Here is a 17,866-nt window from a genome sequence, read left to right as displayed (position 1 = left end):
TTTTCCCTCTCAAGAAATCAGTTTTTCCAGATCATCGAGGGATAGACGTTTGAGGGCCTCCAGTGATTTAGCCAATTCATCCTGAACGGGCGACATTTCGACGCGCAGCGCTTCGATCCGCGCGCAGAAATCCTTGAGGGTGTCGGTTTCGAACAGCGCCTTGAGCGGCACCTTGTCGCCGAGACGCTCCTGCACCCGGGTCACCACCAGCGTCGCCAGTAACGAATGGCCGCCGAGCTGGAAGAAGTTGTCCGCCAGCCCTACCCGCTCGACTTCCAGCACTTGCTGCCAGATCGTCGCGACCTCCCACTGCAAGTCGCTTTGCGGTGCCTGGTATTGCTCCTGCGTCGGGCTCTCGCCCAACGCCATCAGCGCCTTGCGATCAAGCTTGCCGTTGGGCGTCAGCGGGATCGCATCGATCAGGTGCAGATGCCCCGGCAGCATGTGCGCCGGCAAGCGACTGGCCAAGGCATTGCGTACCCGCTCGGCCAGCGTCGACCGCTCGCTTTCCGGCGCGGCGACGAGGTAGCCATGCAGGTGTTTGCCAGCGGCGCCGTCCTGCGCCAATACCACCGCTTCGCCGATATCGTCGAGTTCCAGCAGGCGCGCTTCGATCTCGCTGAGTTCGATGCGGAAACCGCGAATCTTCACCTGATGGTCGGCGCGACCGATGTACTCGATGTTGCCATCGTCGCCCTGGCGCACCAGATCGCCGGTGCGGTACAGGCGCTCGCCGTTGCTCGCGTAAGGATTCGGCACAAAGCGTTCGGCGGTCAGCGCGGCGCGGCGCAGATAGCCGCGCGTCACCCCGGCACCCGCCAGATACAGCTCGGCCGCCACGCCCTCGGGCAGCGCCTGCAACTGACTGTCGAGCAGGTAGGCCACGGTGTCGTCCAGTGGCCGGCCAATGTTCGCCCGGCCCTGCGGCGTGCGCAGGGTGAAGGTTGAATAAGTGGTGTCCTCCGACGGCCCGTAGAGGTCGTAGACCTGCTGCACCTGAGTGCTGGCGTAGAGGCTGTCGACCAGACTCTGCTTGAGCGGCTCGCCGGCCAGATTGATGGTGCCGACCGAAGTCGGGATCTGCCCGGCCCGTTGCAACGCGGCAATCGCCGACGGCACAGTGTTGATCAGGGTGACCTGCTCGCGCGCCGGCAAATCCGCCAGCGCCAGAGCGTTGTCGGCCAATACCAGACAGCCTCCGCAGGCCAGCGTGACGAAGATTTCCCACACCGACAGATCGAAGCAGATCGAGGTCGAGGCCAGCACACCGCGCAATTGTTCTTCGCGATAGACACCCGCTGACCACTGAATCAGCGCCGACAGATTGCCGTGGCTGATCGCTACGCCTTTCGGCTTGCCGGTGGAACCGGAGGTGTAGATCACGTACGCCAGATTTTCAGCCGCGAGGTTAACCAGCGGCGCAGTCGCCGGGTATTCGCTGGCGACGTTCTCGTCCACCAGCAGCACCTGCGCACTCAAGGTTTCGGGCAGCATCGCCAAGGCCGCTGGCTCAGTGAGTAAAACAGCGGCGCGGCTGTCGTCGAGCATGTGCAGCAAGCGTTCCTGCGGGTAATCCGGATCGAGCGGCACGTAGGCGCCACCGGCCTTGAGGATCGCCAGCAAGCCGACCAGCATGTCCGGCGTGCGGCGCATGCACACGCCGACGCGCACTTCCGGCCCGACGCCCATGCCTTGCAGCTTGTGCGCCAGACGATTGGCCCGGGTGTCGAGGTTTTGGTAAGCGATGGATTGCTCAGCGAACAGCACCGCGTTCGCCTGCGGCTGACGTTGCACTTGCGCGGCAATGTGCGCCAGCACCGTGCGTTGATCCGGCGTGGTAACCGGCGCCTTGCCCCACTCGATCGCTTGTTGCCGTTGTGGCTCGGCGAGCAGTTGCAGCGCCCCCAGCGGCTGCGTGGCGTCGGCGAGGAACTGCTCGAGCAGGCCTTGCAACTGCGCACTCAACGCATTGATCGCTTGAGCGTCGAAACTGGCCTGATCGTAACTCACGCCCAGACTCAGCTCACGGCCGGTGATCGCCACCAGGGTCAGCGGATAATTGGTCTGCTCCTGACGGCGGATCGCCGAGAATTTCAGGCCGGTCTGCGGACCCTGAGCCAAGGCCTCGGCCATCGGGTAGTTTTCGAACACCAGAATGCTGTCGAACAACGCGCCGGCACCCGCCCCGGCCCAGCGCTGAATGTCATACAGCGGCGTGTGTTCGTGCTCGCGCAAGGCCAGGTTGAGGTCTTGCACCTGTTGCAGCCATTGGCTGACGCCGATCTCCGGCGATGGCGCCGCCACCACCGGCAAGGTGTTGATGAACAGACCGATCTGCTGCTCGACACCCGGCAAATCCGTCGGCCGTCCGGCGACCGTCGCGCCGAACGCCACGTGATCCTGGCCGGTGTAGCGCTGCAACAGCAACAGCCACGCCGCTTGCACCAGCGTATTAAGGGTGACTTTCTGCTCGCGGGCGAAGCGGTTCAGTTCTGCGGTCAGCGGTTCGCTGAACACATGCTCGTGATCGGCATAGCCGCTAGCCGCGTGCCTGACCGGCATGGCACTGGCCAGTCGCGTCGGCTCTTCGAGATCCGCCAGCGCCGTGCTCCAGAATTGCCGACTGGCCTGCTGATCGCGCTGGCCGAGCCATTCGATGTAATCGCGATAACGCCCCTGCCCTGCGCTCGGCGTGATGCCGGCGTAGCGTTGCAGCACTTCGCCGAACAACTGCGAAGTGCTCCAGCCGTCCATGAGGATGTGATGGCAGGTGTAGATCAGGTGATGAGTGTGCTCATCGGTGCGCACCAACGTCACGCGCAACAGCGGTGCGTCGAGCAGATCGAAACCGTTGTGCAGGTCTTCAGTGGCGAGATGATCAAGTGCTGAATCAAGACCGGCGCGACCGCGCCAGTCCTGCACTTGCCACGGCATCTGCACACGGCTGCGGACCACCTGCACCGGCGCGGCGGCATCCTGCGGCCAGACGAACGCCGTGCGCAGAATATCGTGAGCATCAACAGTCTGCTGCCAGGCCTGGCGGAAGCGCTCGGCGTCGAGCTGCTCGACGTCGACGCGCAGCTGATTGGTGTAAGCCGGACTGTCCGGCTCGTTACGACTGTGGAACAGAATGCCCTGCTGCATCGGCGACAGCGGGTACAGATCGACGATGTCACGCGGCGCCATCGGCAATGCCGACAGCTGCGCCTGGGTCAGGTTGGCGAGGTTGAAATCCGAAGGAGTCACGCCACCTGCGCCGCTCGCGCAGCAATGTTCGACCAGGCGTTGCAGTTCGCGGCGATAAGCCTCGACCAACGCCTCGATGGTCTCGGCGCGGTACATGCCGCTGCCGAAGGTCCAGGTCAGTTCCAGCTCACCGCCGAGAACCTGTCCGTCGACGCTCAGCCAATTGCCCAGCGGCGCTTGCCCATCCTGATTGGCGCCAGTGCCGTCGCTGCTTGGCAAGAACAACGCGCCCTGCTCAGCGCTGAACGCGCCGTCGAACTGACCGAGGTAATTGAAGGTCACCCGTGGTTGCGCCAGCGTCTGCAACTCGGCAGCACGCGTGAGGTAACGCAGCACGCCATAACCGATGCCTTTGCCCGGCACGGCGCGCAGTTGCTCCTTGATCGCGCACAGCGACGCAGCGGGATTGGCCTGCGGGGTCAGGCGCACCGGGAACAGGCTGCTGAACCAGCCGACCGTGCGGCTCAGGTCGATGTCGTCGAACAGGTCTTCACGACCATGGCCTTCGAGCTGGATCAACACCGAAGGCTGCTCGCTCCAGTCACACAACACCCGCGCCAATGCGGTCAGTAACAGGTCGTTGATTTGCGTGCGGTAGGCCGCCGGGGCGACTTTCAGCAGTTTGTCGGTCAATGTCTGGCTCAGGCGCGTACTGGCGCGGGCAGCATGGGCGCGGGTCTGGCTGTCCTCGGCGAAATCTTGTGGCAGTGCCGCGTCTTCCGCCGCCAGAGTCTGGCGCCAATAATCGCGATCGCCGGCAAGCGCTTCACTCTGTGCATAACGGTGCAACTGCTCGGCCCAGTTGTGCAGCGAACTGCTCTGGCCCGGCAACACAGGCGCCGTCCCCGCCGCCCATGCGAGGTAAGCCTGCTGCAAGTCTTCGAGCAGAATGCGCCACGACACGCCATCGACCACCAGGTGATGGATGACCAGCAACAAACGCTGCTCGGCGTTCGGCAGGTTGACCAGCACCGCGCGCAGCAAGTGCCCGCGTTGCAAATCCAGGCTGCGCTGCGCCGCGTCGGCCACGGCCGGCAAGGCATCGAGGCTGTCCAGCTCGCGTACCCAGAGCAATTCGGCATCACCCTGCGGCTGCGGCAGTGCCTGCCAGTGATCGCCCGACTGCACAAAGCTCAAGGCCAGCGCTTCGTGCTGTTCGACCAACGTCGCCAGCGCCTTGCGCAAATGCACGGCGTCCAGCGCCAGGGTCGGTTGCAGCATTACCGACTGATTCCAGTGCTGACGCTGGGCAATCGGCGTCTCGAAGAAGCGCACCTGGATCGGCAGCAACGGCAACGGCCCGCGTGCCACTGGTGCCGCGACGGCAGCCGGTTTGGCTTCGATCAGTTTGGCCACGGCAGCCAGTTGGCCGATGGTCTGTTTTTCGAACAACTGCTTGGGGCTGAGCTTGATGCCCTGGCGCTTGGCCCGGGCGATGATCTGCAAGCTGAGGATCGAGTCGCCACCCAGTTCGAAGAAGTTATCGCTGCTGCCGACCCTTTCGAGCTTGAGCACCTCGGCCCAGATCGCGGCGAGTTTCTCCTCGATCTCACCGACCGGCGCGACGAACTGCTGGCTGACCACCCCGGGCACTGGCAACGCACGCTTGTCGAGCTTGCCGTTGGCGGTCAGCGGCAGCTTTTCCAGCAACACTAACTGCGCCGGCACCAGGTAATCCGGCAGCCGCGCCTGCAATTGCTCGCGCAGATCCTGCGCCTGCACCTTCGCGCCCACTGCCGGCACGCACCATGCCAGCAGTTGCAGGCGCGCCGGATCGTCATCCAGTGGCAGCGCGAGCACGGCGGCTTCGCTGACGTCATCGAGGCTGAGCAACACCCGCGCGACTTCCGCAGGCTCCACACGGTAGCCGCGAACTTTGACCTGATCGTCGGCACGACCGATGAACTCAAGCGCCTGCTCGCGATTGCGCCGGACCCGGTCGCCGCTGCGGTAGACCCGCGCGCCCGCTGCGCCGAACGGGTCGGGCAGGAAGCGTTCGGCGGTCAGCGCCGGCTGATTCAGGTAACCAAGGGCAACGCTGTCGCCGCCGATGTACAGCTCACCGGCGACCTGATCGGCTACCGGGTTGAGCACATCGTCGAGCACATAGACATGGGCACCGGCCAGCGCTGCGCCGATCGGAACACTACGCGCCTGGGCGGGGAGTTCTTCGACCTCATGGGTCAGCACACCCACGGTGGTTTCGCTAGGGCCATAGTGATTGATCAGGCGACAGCCCGGTTTAAGTTGCTGAACGCGCTCGACCAGCGCCGGCGAACAGGCTTCGCCGCCGACGATCAGTGCGTGTTCCGGCAGCACATCGGCAGGCTTGGCCGCCTGCAACAGCGCGGCGAGATGCCCGGGGACGATTTTCAACATGCCAACGCGATGGCGGGCCATGTATTCGGCAAAACGATCCGGGTCGAAGCCGAGTTCTTCTGGCAGCACATGTAGCAAACGACCGGAGCACAACGCGCCGAACAGCACGGTGAAGCCAAGGTCGGCGGCGATGGTCGAGACCAGCGCCATGCTCGCCTCGGGCGCCGGCGCCAGACGCTCGAGTACACCGCGCACATAACTGCCCAGCGCGCCGTGGCTGACCAGCACGCCCTTGGGTTGCCCGGTGGAACCGGAGGTGTGAATCACGTAGGCCGGCGACTGCGCATACAGCGTCAGCTCAGGCGCGGACGTCGGCAGCGAGTGCCATTGCCCTGGTGCAAACTCCAGACCCTGACAGCCCTCAGCCGCCAGTTCGCTGAGCCGTGCGTCGCCTTCAGCACCGATCAGCGCCCGCGCCTGGGCAGCGCCGAGCATCTGCTTCAGGCGCGCGCTTGGCGCCTTGACGTCGAGCGGCATGTACACCGCGCCAGCCTTGAGAATCGCCAGCAGGCAAGTCAGCCAGTCCAGCGAACGTTCCAGCAGTACGGCCACCGGTTCGCCGACATTGACGCCCTGCGCACGCAAATAATGGGCGAGACGGTTGGCTTGTTCATCCAGCGCCTGGAAAGTCACCGTTTGCTTGAGATCCCGAGCGGCCAGCGCCTGCGGCTGCCGGGCCACTTCACGCGCCCAGTGTTGCAACACCGTCAACGCCGGTTCGCGGTGAATGGCAAGCGCAGCAGGCTGCCGCGTGGCCACGGTGTGCAGTGGCGCCTGCGGCGAGTCGAGCAACTGTGCAAACAGATCCAGCAACATCGGCACAAAACCGGCGACCGTTTCCGCCTGATAGAGATCGCTGGCATAGGTCATCTGACCGTGGATCAGTGCGCCGTCGTCGGTAATGTCCAGGGCCAGATCGAAGTGCGTGCCGTCCTTGGCCAGTGGGTATTCGCTGACGGTCAGGCCGGGCAAGGCCATCGAGCGCTGTTTCTGCATGCCGACGTTCTGGTTGAATTTGGCCTGGAACAGCGGGTTGTGGCCCAGGGTGCGTTCGGCGACCAATTCGTCGACCAGTTGCTCGAACGGCAATTCCTGATGCGCCTGCGCGCCGAACGCCGCTTCACGCACCTGCGCGAGCAAATCGGCGAAGCTGCCGCGCTCATCGACCTGGCAGCGCAGGACCTGAGTGTTAACGAAGAAACCGATCAGCCCTTCGACTTCGGCGCGGCCACGGTTGGCATTCGGCACGCCGACACGAATGTCGCGCTCGCCGGCCAGACGCGAAAGGAACAGCGAGAACCCGGCCAGCACCAGCATGAACAGGCTGATGCCCTGGCTGCGGGCGAAGACGTTGAGCTGTTGCGACAGGTCGGTGCCGAAATCAAAGCTCAGGGTCTGCCCGGCGAAGCTCTGGGTCGGTGGTCGGGCAAAGTCCGCTGCCACTTCCAGCAGCGGATGCTCGTCGCCCAGTTGCTGACGCCAGTAGTCGAGCTGGCGTTCGCCCTCGCCGGCCTCCAGCCAGCGCCGCTGCCAGATCGCATAGTCGGCGTACTGCAACGGCAGCGCCGGCAATTGCGGCTCGCGCTGCAAGCTGAACGCCTGATAGCACTGCACGAATTCCTTGACCATGACGTCCATCGACCAGCCATCGGAGACGATGTGATGCATGCTCACCACCAGCACGAACTCATCGTCGGCCAAAGCAAACAGGCTGGCGCGCAGCAACGGGCCGTGGCGCAGATCGAACGGTTGCGCGGTGACGTCTTGCACGTGTTGCGCGAGCACTTTTTCGCGCTCTTGCACGGCGACGTCGGTCAGATCGAAGCGTTCCAGCGCAATACTTTGTTGCTCGAGAATCAGCTGATGCGCTTGATCGCCGTCGGTGTGAAACACCGTGCGCAACACTTCATGGCGCGCCAGCAGATGATCGAACGAGCGGCTCAGGGCCGACTCATCCAGCCGGCCTTTCAGACGCAAGCCAGCGGCCATATTGTATGCGGCGCTGTGCGGTTCCAGTTGCCAGAGAAACAGCAGGCGCTGCTGGGCGAACGACAGGGGAACCTGCGCACAGTCGTGGCGGCTGACCGGCAGCGGCAACAGGCTGAAATCCTTGCCCTCCTCGCGCAATTTGGCCAGAAACAGCCGACGCTGTTCCAGCGGCAAGCCGACGAACCTTTTTGCAATACGTTCCGCCATCGTGCCGCTCATACTTCTTCTCCTTGCAAAGCATTCATGAACTGATCCAGGTCGGACCAGTCGTCGTCGCCGCTCGCCTCGGCCAGTTGCCCGAGCACCTCGGCGAGATCCGCCAGCAGCGGTTTTTCGAACAGGCTGCGCAGCGGCAGCACCACGCCCATCTGCTCCTTGACCCGGGCAATCACCTGCGCGGCCAGCAACGAATGGCCGCCCAGCTCAAAGAAGTGATCGTCCAGGCCCACACGCGGCACGTGCAGCACCTCGGCCCAGACCTGCGCCAGACACTGCTCGGCCGGCGATTGCGGGGCGCGGTAATCGCCCTGCAACTGCGCAGGATCCGGCGTCGGCAAGGCCTTGCGGTCGAGCTTGCCGCTCGGCGTCAGCGGCAGGTTCGCCAGCAACAGCAGATGCCCCGGCACCATGTAATCCGGCAGGCTGGCTTGCAGCGCAGCGCGGGTCTGCTGACGGAATGCCGCTTGCGTCGCCGCGCTGGCGAGCACCGCAGGTTCTGTCACCACGTAAGCGACCAGTTGCGCTCCACCCGCGAATGGCACCGCCAGCACCACCGCTTCGCGAACGCCCGGACATTGCTGCAGGCGCGATTCGATCTCGCCCAGTTCGATGCGAAAGCCACGAATCTTCACTTGATGATCGACCCGGCCGACATACTCCAGCGCGCCATCGCCGCGCAGCCGCGCACGGTCGCCAGTGCGATACAGGCGCTGGCCGTCGGCAAACGGGTCGGCAATGAAACGCTCGGCGCTGAGGCTCGGTTGGCGGTGATAACCGCGCGCCAGACCCGGTCCACCGATGTACAACTCGCCCACCGCGCCTTGCGGCAGCAGGTTCAGATCATCGTCGAGCACGTACAGACGCCGCGCCGCCAGGCGCTTGCCGATCGGCATGCCGCGCCACGACACGTCCTGCGCGGTCAGCGCGGTGCAGTCATGAATCGTCGAGACCACCGTGGCCTCGGTCGGGCCGTAGGTGTTGAGCAGGCGCACATGGACGAGCCCGGCCTGTTGCCACAAGCGCAAACCGTCCACCGCCATGGCTTCGCCGCCGACGTGAATCTGCCGCAGCGCGCCGAAACTTGCCGGCGGTTTCGCCGCGTATTCCTGCACCAGCCAATACCAATAAGCCGCTGGCAGATCGGCCAGGGTGATGCCCTGATCGATGATCACCTGATGCAGCGTCGCGCTGTCCCACAACGGCGCATCGCGCATGACCACGCTGGCGCCATGGCACAGCGGCGGGAAAAACTGCTCGACGAAACCGTCGAAACTGCTGGTGGCAAATTGCAGAACACGGTCGCCTTCGCGCAGATCGCTGTAATCGATGGCGCGGGCAATGAACTCGCTCAGCGCGCCATGACTGACCGCCACGCCTTTCGGCCGCCCGGTGGAACCCGAGGTGTAGATCACATAAGCGAGGTTGTCGGCTTCGACCGTGACCGGCAGATTGTCGCTCTGTTCGCTGGCGGGCAATTGCTCCAGACACAGGCATTCGATGCCGTCGAGCGGCGGCAGGCTGGCGAGGCTTTGCTGGTCGCCGAGCAACAGTTGCAAACCACTGTCAGCGAGCACATGGCGCAAGCGTTCGGCCGGCGTCTGCGGATCCAGCGGCACATAGGCGCCGCCGGCCTTGAGCACCGCCAGCAGCGCCACCGCCAGTTCCAGCGAGCGGCCCAGCGCAACACCGACCAGCACGTCCGGGCCGACACCCTGTGCGCGCAACTGATGGGCCAGACGATTGCTGCGGGTGTTGAGTTCGTCGTAGCTGAATGCCGGCGCAGGCGCTGTGGCCAACCGCACCGCCGGCGCTTGCCCAGTGCGTGCTACTTGCGCTTCGAACAGGCTTTGCACGCTAGTGAAACGAGGCGCTGGCGCGGTGGCCTGGATCAACCCGTGGCGTTCGCTGTCGGCGAGCATCGCCACTTCGCCGATCAACTGCTGCGGATCGCGGCACACCGACTGGAGAATGTTGCGCCAATGCCCGGCCAGCGCGGAGATGGTTGAAGCATCAAAAATATCCGTGGCGTAAGTGAAGGCAGCAAACAGTTGCTCGCCCTCCTCGCGAGTGTCGAGCATCAGGTCACTGGTGGCCGCATGTTGCCGGCCGCTGCCGGCCAGTTGCTCCTCGCTCAAATAGCCCACGCGCAAACCCGAGGCCAGTTGCGCCTGGTGCAGATCGGTGACCAGCGGCTGGTGGTTGAACATCACTTGGAACAGCGGATTGTGGCTCTGGCTGCGCGCCGGTTGCAGGGCTTCGATCAGGGCGTCGAACGGCAGATCCTGATGGGCCTGGGCGCCGAGGGCGGCCTGGCGCAGGTTCTGCAGCAACTCGGTGAAGGGCGTTTGTGCGGTGACCACGCTGCGCAGAATCTGGGTGTTGACGAAGAAGCCGATCAACCCTTCGGTTTCACTGCGGGTGCGGTTGGCGATCAGCCCGCCGACACGAATATCGGTCTGGCCGCTGTAGCGATGCAACAGGGTCTTGAACGCTGCCAGCAACACCACGAACAAGGTTACGCCCTGACGCTGGGCAAGGTTTTTCAGCTCTTCGCGCAGGGCTGCGTCGATCACCGTTTCCAGGCGTGCGCCCTGATGACTGGACTGCGCCGGATAGGCGCGATCGGTGGGCAATTCCAGCACTGGATGTTCGTCGCCCAGTTGCGTGCGCCAGTAGTCCAATTGCCGCTCGCGCTCACCGGCCTCCAGCCAGCTGCGCTGCCACAGCGCATAGTCGCGGTAATGCACGGTCAAGGGCGCCAGCGTCGGTTCACGCCCGGCGGCCAACGCGTCGTAGGTGCGCATGAATTCGTCGATCAGAATGTTCATCGACCAGCCGTCGGCGATGATGTGATGCAAGGTCAGCAGCAACACATGTTCCTGCTCGGCCAGGCGCAACAGACGCAGACTCAGCAGCGGGCCATTCTGCAGGTCGAAGGCCTGCGTCGCCTCGGCCATCATGTGCTGCTGCGCCAGCGGCCAGCGCCGGGCTTGGGGCAACTCGCTCAGGTCAGTCACGGGTAGTTTCAGAGGCTGAGGTTCGGCCACACGCTGGAAGGCCCGCTCGCCATCCTGGCCGAAGGTGGTGCGCAAACATTCGTGGCGCGCCGCCAGACGGCTGAAGGCCTGCTCCAGTGCCTCGACTTGCAACTCACCATCCAGACGCACCGCCATCGGCAGGTTGTAGGCGGCGCTGGTCGGCTCCAGTTGCCAGAGAAACCACATGCGCTGTTGCGCGTAAGACAGGCCGTCTCGCTCGGCGATGCCGTCGCAGGCGGTCATGGGCAACTGCGCAAAATCGATGCCTTCGCGGGCCATGCCGGCGAGGAACAGACGGCGTTTGTCCTGGGGCAATTCGATAAAGCGGCGGGCTAGTTTCTGTGCGTCTGCGGCATTCATGCGTGGAGTCCTTGCTGATCGGCGGCGTGACCTGGAGACCCGGTCGTATCAACAAGAACGAATGGCCCGCGCGATGATTTAGCGCGCCAGCGGCAATCACGGCCCGACGGTTCAAAGGCCAGACAGACAAATGCCGAAGCCGGTACAGGCCCGGATTCGGCATTTGAGTTGAAGAGTTGCGAACAGGTCAGCGCGCGTCCTGCGAATGCCCCTCGGCCATCGCCACGATGACTTTTCGCGGCCCTTCGAACGGTGAGCGCGCGTGAGCCGAGAGCATGTTGTCGAGCATCAACACATCGCCTTCCTGCCAGGGGAAACTGATCGCACAGTCGTCGAGCACCGCACGAATCTGAGCCAGCACCTCGTCTTCGATCGGCGAGCCGTCGCCGTAGTAGACGTTACGTGGCAGGTCTTCTTCGTCGACGATGTCGAGCAAGCTTTCGCGCACGTCCGCTGGCAGGTTGGAGATGTGAAACAGGTGCGCCTGATTGAACCAGACGTGGTCGCCCGTGACCGGGTGCACCGCCACCGCCTGACAGGTCTGGCGCGTGCGCAGCTCACCGTCGTCCTTCCACTCGCAGACAATGCCGTGGGCCTTGCAGTAGGCCTCGACGACTTCGCGGTCTTCGGTGTTGAACACGTCTTCCCAGGCCACATCGAGGCCATTGCCGAAGTTGCGCACGTACATCAGGCCTTTGCTGACGAACCGCTCGCGGATCGCCACGGGGATGCGCCGGTACACTTCGCGGCTGTCGGCAATCGGCGTCTCGCCTCCGGACCTGGCAGCGATCATGCTGTAGAACCAGATCTTCATCGGCCAGTCGCGGGAATAGGCCTGCTCGTTGTGCAGCGGAATGCTTTGGTGCGCCGGGTATTCGGTGGAGGTGTACACGCCTTGGGTGACGTTGGTACGCGGCGTCGAGCCGAACTCGTAGTTGAGCAATGGATGGCCGAAACTCGCGGCAAACTGGCGAAACTGCTCGGCGCCGTCGAGGCGGAAACCGCGAAACAGCACCCCACCGTCACGCAGCAGATGCTCGTCGACCAGCTCCTTCAATTCATCGAATACCGCCAACAGATCAGTGTCGGCATCGCTCGCCTCGATCAACAGCGGCAAGCGTCCGCGCTGCGGCAGCAATGGCCGAACGGAAAATCCCAGAGCAACAGCCATGACTGGCCTCCTGAATATGCGTGATAGATGAGTCGCGTCTCAGAACGCCGGTTGCGCGGCCTGCGCATGGCGCCGGTGATGCACTTCCAGATGCGTCTTGATCGTGCGAATGACCCGCGCTTCGTGCTCATGAATGAAGAAGTGCCCGCCGGTCATCATGTCCACCGAGAAACTGCCCAGGGTCTCTTTGCTCCAGCCGATCAATTGTTCGGTGGTGGCGCGATCTTCCTTGCCACCGAGCACGTGCACCGGGCAATTGAGCGAGGGCCGCTCGGCAGGCGTGAAGCGCCCGCACATCATGAAATCGGCGCGCAGCACCGGCAGGGTCAGGCTCATCAATTCCTGATTGGCGAGGATTTCTTCGCTGGTGCCCTGAAAGGTGCGCAACTGTTCGATGAGTTCCTCATCGCTGCGCGGTTCGGCAAAGCCGCGGTCGTAATCGCTGCGCATGGACGGTGCGGCGGTGCCGGAGGCGAACAGCGCCAGCGGCTCCGGCACACCCAATTCGCGAAAGGCATGGGCCAGTTCGCAGGCGAGCAACGCACCGAGGCTATGCCCGAACAACGCATACGGGCCTTGCAACCCCGGCTTGTGCTCGCGCGCCAGTTGCCGCGCCAGTGCGCGCATGTCGGTTTGCAGCGGTTCATCGAACCGCGCGCCACGTCCCGGCAGTTCCACCGGTTGCAATTGCAGCCACGTCGGCAGTTGACGCCGCCAGCGGCTGTAAACCATGGCGCTGGCGCCCGAATAGGGCAGGCACAGCAATGTCAGCTTGGTCACCGCGCTTTCCTTGAAAAATGTGTCTGCAAGAAAGACGGATCACTGGCCGGACAAATTAGTCGCCCGGTCGCTAAATTACCCCGCCAGCCGCTCGTTGCCTGTTCAGGAAAAAAACAACAATCGCGAGGAATCACCGTGGACCTGCAGAGCATTCTGGGCAAGTTGTTCGCCAACGCCGGCGCGGTCGGCATCGAGGGGGTTTTCCAGTTCATCTTCAGTGCGCAACAGGCGTACTGGTATGACATCAAGACCAGCCAGCGCACGGCAGCCGGTCGCCACCCCAGCCCGGACGTGACCATCGAAGTCGCGGAAAAGGATTTTTTGGGGATCATGGCCGGCGTGGTCAATGTCGAGGAACTGTTCGCCAGCGGTCGCCTGAAGATTGGCGGCAACATGGGCCTGGCGACGATGTTGCCGCAGATCATCGACCACGCTCGCCAGGGTGGCGGCACGGTGGAAAAGGTTGACATGAACAAGCGCTACCCGACGCCACCGCGCTTCAGCGAAAAGCTCACTGCCGCGCTGCCTCGGCAGACCAGCGTCGAACGCCGTGCGCGCGAAGGGTTGAGCCGGCACGAATTCGAAACCCGTTATCTGCCCAACGGCATTCCATTGGTGATCAGCAATGCCCTGCGCGACTGGCCATTGTTCAGCCTGAGCCGCGAGGAGTCGCTGGTGCATTTCGCTGAACTGCAGGGCATCACCCGCCATGGCGATTATGTGAAGAAGACGTTTTCCACCGAGCGTGATTTCCGCTCGACCTCAATGGCCGAGTTCATCGCCTCGCTGGACAGCCCGGCAGTCAAAGGCGCGGACGGCGAGCCGCCGGCGTACATGGGCAACAACATCCTGCCAGCGCAGTTGTTGCAGCAGATCCAGTACCCGCCCTACTTCGACACGTCGCTGTTCATCCCGCCACGCATCTGGATCGGCCCCAAGGGCACGCTGACGCCGTTGCACCGCGATGACACCGACAATCTCTTCGCGCAGGTCTGGGGGCAGAAAAAATTCACCCTTGCCGCGCCGCATCACCGCGAAGCGCTGGGCACCTGGTCGACCGCGCCCAAGGGTGGTCTGGATGGCTGCGATTTCAACCCCGATGCGCCGGACTATGAGCGCTTCCCGGCAGCGCGGGAGGTGACGTTTTTGCGGGTAACGCTGGAGGCTGGGGATCTGCTGTTCCTGCCCGAGGGCTGGTTCCATCAGGTGGAGTCGGTGTCGACGTCGCTATCCGTCAACTTCTGGGTCAACTCCGGCCGAGGCTGGTAACCCCATTTCCTGTAGGAGCGTAGGAGCGTAGGAGCTGACGAGTGCAACGAGGCTGCGATCTTTTGATCTTGATCTTGATCTTGATCTTGATCTTGATCTTGATCTTGATCTTGATCTTGATCTTGATCTTGATCTTGATCTTGATCTTGATCTTGATCTTGATCTTGATCTTGATCTTGATCTTGATCTTGATCTTGATCTTGATCTTGATCTTGATCTTGATCTTGATCCTCAAAATCCAAAGTCAAAGTCAAAGTCAAAGTCAAAGTCAAAAGATCGCAGCCTCGTTGCACTCGTCAGCTCCTACAACAGGACTGTTATTTCAAGTGACGGAAACTTTGAAACGCGGAAATCAGCACCACCGCCCCCGCCGCAATCGCCAGCCAGAAGCCGCTGCGCGCGCCAAACGCATCGACCAGCGCGCCGGAACCGGCGGCGCCGATCGCCACGCCGATGCTCAGCCCGGTCACCAGCCAGGTCAGGCCTTCGGTGAGTTTTGCAGGTGGCACGATGCGTTCGATCAGCGCCATCGCCACAATCAACGTCGGCGAAAAAAACAGTCCGGCGATAAATACCGCGATCGACAAGCCGAGGATGTTGCTCGCCAAGAGCAGCGGCAGCGTGGTCACTGCCGTCGCCACGCCGCCGTAGAGAAACAGGCGCGGCAGCGGCAGTTTCGAACGCATCGCACCGAAGGCGATGCCGGCCAGGCATGAGCCGATCGCGTATACCGACAAAACAATACTCGCCGCTGCCGGCTGCCCCTGATGTTGAGCGAAGGCGACGCTGACCACATCAATCACCCCGACGATCACGCCCATCGCCAGCATCAACGCCAGCAGCCATTGCACGTCGGTCGAGCGAATGATCGAGCCCTGATGCTGCGACTCCTGCGCGTGCACCGGTGGCTCGGTGCTGCGCTGGGCGACAAACGCCGTCACGCCAATGGCCAAGGCCAACAGCGCCGCCAGCGGCCCGGCCTCGGGAAACACCGCAACCGACAAGCCTACTGACAGCGGCGGCCCGACGATAAAACACACTTCGTCGAGCACCGACTCCAGCGCATACGCCGTCTGCAATTGCGGCTGGCCACGGTAGATCTCGGTCCAGCGCGCGCGCACCATCGCCGACATGCTCGGCATGCACCCGGCCAGCGCGGCGAACACGAACAACGTCCAGTCCGGCGCCTGCAAACGCGTGCACAGCAGCAACATCAATAACCCGCCGCCACCGGTCAGCGCTGCGATCGGCAGCACCCGCCCCTGCCCATAACGGTCCACCAACCGCGATACCTGCGGCGCGCAAAACGCCGTGGCCAAGGCAAAGGTCGCCGCCACCGCACCGGCCAAAGCATAGCCGCCCTTGAGTTGCGAGAGCATGGTGATAACGCCGATGCCGGTCATCGAAATCGGCATGCGCGCGATCATCCCGGCCAGGACAAAATTGCGTGCGCCGGGGGCAGTGAATAACTCGCGGTAGGGGTTTGCCATGAACTGCAGCCTCATCAGGGGCCGCCACGTTGCCATAGCGTCGGGGGGTCGGGGAAGCGGGGAATTGTTGGTGGAGTGTGAAGGTGTACAACTCTGCAATCTGCGCTTCAATCCTCCAATTGAGCATCCCGCCAACCTCTGAAATCACATGACCATCTGTCGAAAATCGCGCAGACCTGTCAGATCTGACAGGTGTCTTTTCTGGTCACCGGAGTTCTCATAACGCCTTCGCTCAACTGCGCAGTTCACCTGGACGAACAGGCAACTGCTCTTGGCCACCATCCGCTAGCGCACACGCTCGGGAGCCCCGCCATGGAAGAACAGCTGATTCTCGTCTCACCAACGGATCGCCAGACCGGCGTAGCCCCCAAGATGCAGGTGCATCACCAAGGGCTGCGTCATCGTGCGTTTTCGATTCTGCTGTTTGATCCACAAGGACGGCTGCTGATGCAGCAACGCGCGTTCGGCAAATATCATTCCGGCGGATTATGGACCAACACCTGCTGCGGGCATCCACTCAAAGGCGAACGAACGGCGGTGGCTGCCAACCGCCGATTGCAGGAAGAAATGGGCATGAGCTGCAAATTGCAGAAAGTTGCCTCGATGCTCTACCACGAACAGGTCTCCGATCAGCTCATCGAGCATGAATTCGACCATGTGTTTGCCGGCATCAGCCAGACCGATCCGGTAGCCAATCCCGAGGAAGCCGAAAGTTGGCAGTGGCTGTCGCTGGAGGAGGTCGCCGAGCAGATCGAACACACACCCGACATGTTCACGATCTGGTTTCGCCGGATGGTCGAACAGTTCGGTATAGAGGGTGTCCGGCAGTGGTTCGAGTCCGTCCGTAAAGCTTCAGCGGCACGATCAATGCCAAGCCTTTCTGGTGCGAAGACAGGATCATCCTGGGGCGTCCCGCCGCTGAATTGTCCGGCGCCGTTTCGGGTCGACGGGGCGCTGGCCAGGGGGGTGGATGATCTGCTCATGCCATGGATCGAGAAGGTCGGGATATTTCCGGGCCAACTCGACAAAGTCCGCGCCATGGGTTTCGGTCGCTTCGCCATGCTCTGTCATACCGACACCGATGAGCCCGATCGGCTGTTGCTCGCGGCGCAATGTTTCGCCGCGTTGTTCGCCGTGGACGACTACTACTGCGACGATGAGCGAACCGGGTCCGAGCCGAGAATGGTCGGGCCGCGCCTCTCCCTGGCGCTGGCGGCGCTGGAACCGGTTTACCTGAGCGCACGGTTCCGCCCGGGGCTTGAGCAGGCCTTGAACAGCGATCCGGTGCTGGTCGCGCTGCGTGCTTATCTGAGGCGGGTCGAGACACTCGCGACCGCGGCGCAGGTTGCCCGCGTACGCCATGAAATCATTGCCATGTTCGTCACCATGACCGCCGAAGCGGCCTGGCGTATCGAAGGGCTAACGCCCGCGCTCTGGGAATATCTGGCTCAACGTCAGGTCAACAGTTTTCTGCCGTGCCTGTCGCTGATCGACATCATCGGCGGGTATGAATTGCCCGCCAATGAATACAGCGCACCTGAGGTGAGGCGCGTCACGGCGCTGGCCGCCAGCGCCACGATCATTGCCAATGATCTGTTTTCCGCGCTGAAGGAACAGCAGGCCGGTATCGGCGATTTCAACCTGCCTTTGTTGCTGATCCAAGAACAGGGCTGCTCCCCCGCGCAGGCCATGGCGCAAAGTGCTGCCGTTCACGATGACATCATGCATCTGTATGAGGCGGCAGAACGGGCGGTATTGCCGCACGCCTCGCCGCTACTCCAACGCTACCTGCGCGGACTCAAGAGCTGGCTGGCCGGCAACGTCGAATGGCATCGCAGCAGTGGCCGCTATCAGGTCTGAAGCTGGCGAACTTTTCATGGTTGCAGATGAACTCTCGCCACGGGCCATCAGTCAGCTACTTAAGT

8 protein-coding genes are annotated in these 17,866 nt (G+C 63.0%); 2 read left to right on the top strand and 6 right to left on the bottom strand.

The genetic code is table 11. The features are described from left to right. Nucleotides 1–9: 9 nt before the first annotated feature. From ACZ9BE_RS06995 to ACZ9BE_RS06980, 4 genes are all read right to left on the bottom strand, one after another. A complete protein-coding gene (locus tag ACZ9BE_RS06995; protein WP_476249102.1) occupies nt 10–7,833 on the bottom strand; it encodes an amino acid adenylation domain-containing protein in 7,824 nt (2,607 codons plus the stop codon). Next, the gene (locus ACZ9BE_RS06990; RefSeq protein WP_476249101.1) at nt 7,830–11,231 is read right to left on the bottom strand and encodes an amino acid adenylation domain-containing protein; all 3,402 of its coding nucleotides are present in this window, start codon (nt 11,229–11,231) and stop codon (nt 7,830–7,832) included. The genes ACZ9BE_RS06995 and ACZ9BE_RS06990 overlap by 4 nt, the downstream gene beginning before the upstream one ends. A 187-nt stretch (nt 11,232–11,418) precedes the next feature. Then, nucleotides 11,419–12,402: a TauD/TfdA family dioxygenase gene (locus ACZ9BE_RS06985; RefSeq protein ID WP_476249100.1), complete on the bottom strand. Its 984-nt coding sequence runs from the start codon at nt 12,400–12,402 to the stop codon at nt 11,419–11,421. A gap of 39 nt (nt 12,403–12,441) precedes the next feature. Next, a complete protein-coding gene (locus tag ACZ9BE_RS06980) occupies nt 12,442–13,182 on the bottom strand; it encodes a thioesterase II family protein (protein WP_252879774.1) in 741 nt (246 codons plus the stop codon). Nucleotides 13,183–13,317: 135 nt separating this feature from the next. Between ACZ9BE_RS06980 and ACZ9BE_RS06975 the strand changes: the two genes are divergently transcribed. Next, nucleotides 13,318–14,451, top strand: a complete 1,134-nt coding sequence (locus tag ACZ9BE_RS06975; RefSeq protein WP_476249099.1) for a cupin-like domain-containing protein — start codon at nt 13,318–13,320, stop codon at nt 14,449–14,451. Here ACZ9BE_RS06975 and ACZ9BE_RS06970 read toward each other — a convergent pair. Together ACZ9BE_RS06970 and ACZ9BE_RS06965 are read right to left on the bottom strand one after the other, a co-directional pair. Continuing rightward, on the bottom strand, nt 14,429–14,686 hold the full coding sequence (locus ACZ9BE_RS06970) for a hypothetical protein (RefSeq protein WP_476249098.1): 258 nt from the start codon (nt 14,684–14,686) through the stop codon (nt 14,429–14,431). The genes ACZ9BE_RS06975 and ACZ9BE_RS06970 overlap by 23 nt on opposite strands. A gap of 82 nt (nt 14,687–14,768) precedes the next feature. Then, nucleotides 14,769–15,941 carry an MFS transporter gene (locus ACZ9BE_RS06965; RefSeq protein ID WP_476249097.1) on the bottom strand — a complete coding sequence of 391 codons (1,173 nt, stop codon included), beginning with the start codon at nt 15,939–15,941 and terminating at the stop codon, nt 14,769–14,771. A gap of 192 nt (nt 15,942–16,133) precedes the next feature. On the opposite strand from ACZ9BE_RS06965, the gene ACZ9BE_RS06960 reads away from it, so the two are divergent. Beyond that, complete coding sequence (locus tag ACZ9BE_RS06960) at nt 16,134–17,801, top strand: family 2 encapsulin nanocompartment cargo protein terpene cyclase (protein ID WP_476249096.1); 1,668 nt, start codon at nt 16,134–16,136, stop codon at nt 17,799–17,801. The last annotated feature ends 65 nt before the right edge of the window (nt 17,802–17,866 follow it).

Source organism: Pseudomonas sp. TE9122 (assembly GCF_056278925.1).
This window is presented reverse-complemented; position numbering and strand designations above follow the sequence as displayed.